This window comes from Bacillus sp. AFS017336 (assembly GCF_002555445.1).
In the GTDB taxonomy this organism is placed as follows: domain Bacteria; phylum Bacillota; class Bacilli; order Bacillales; family Bacillaceae_G; genus Gottfriedia.
On record NZ_NUCO01000096.1, the window covers coordinates 1 to 309 of the forward strand.

1 protein-coding gene is annotated in these 309 nt (G+C 69.6%); it reads right to left on the reverse strand.

Annotation, left to right across the window (positions count from 1 at the left end; translation table 11 throughout):
• Positions 1-309, reverse strand: a 309-nt coding sequence (locus tag CN601_RS22230; RefSeq protein WP_179865650.1) for a HipA domain-containing protein, incomplete at both ends; no start/stop codon positions are given.

Consider the following 309-nt stretch of genomic DNA (forward strand, 5'->3'; position numbering starts at 1 on the left):
TCGCTTCACCGGTAAACGCAGCCGACAGCGACAGCAGCGAAACAAAACCGCGGCGACCGAGCACGTCGGCGCTGCGGTCGAAGCGCGTCACTTCCAGGAAGGTATGCGTGGGCGTCCGCAGCAGCTCACTGCTGGCGGCGTCCACGCCAGCGGCGCGCAGGGCTTCCAGCGCCAGGTGTTCGCAGACCAGCAGGTCGGACCAGCGCTGCGCGGCCTCGCCACCATCGGGCTGGGCAAACTTCACGATCACCGCGCGGCGTCCGCCGTCGCTTTCCACGGTGGCGGTGAACTTGGGCTGCTCGCCGCCGG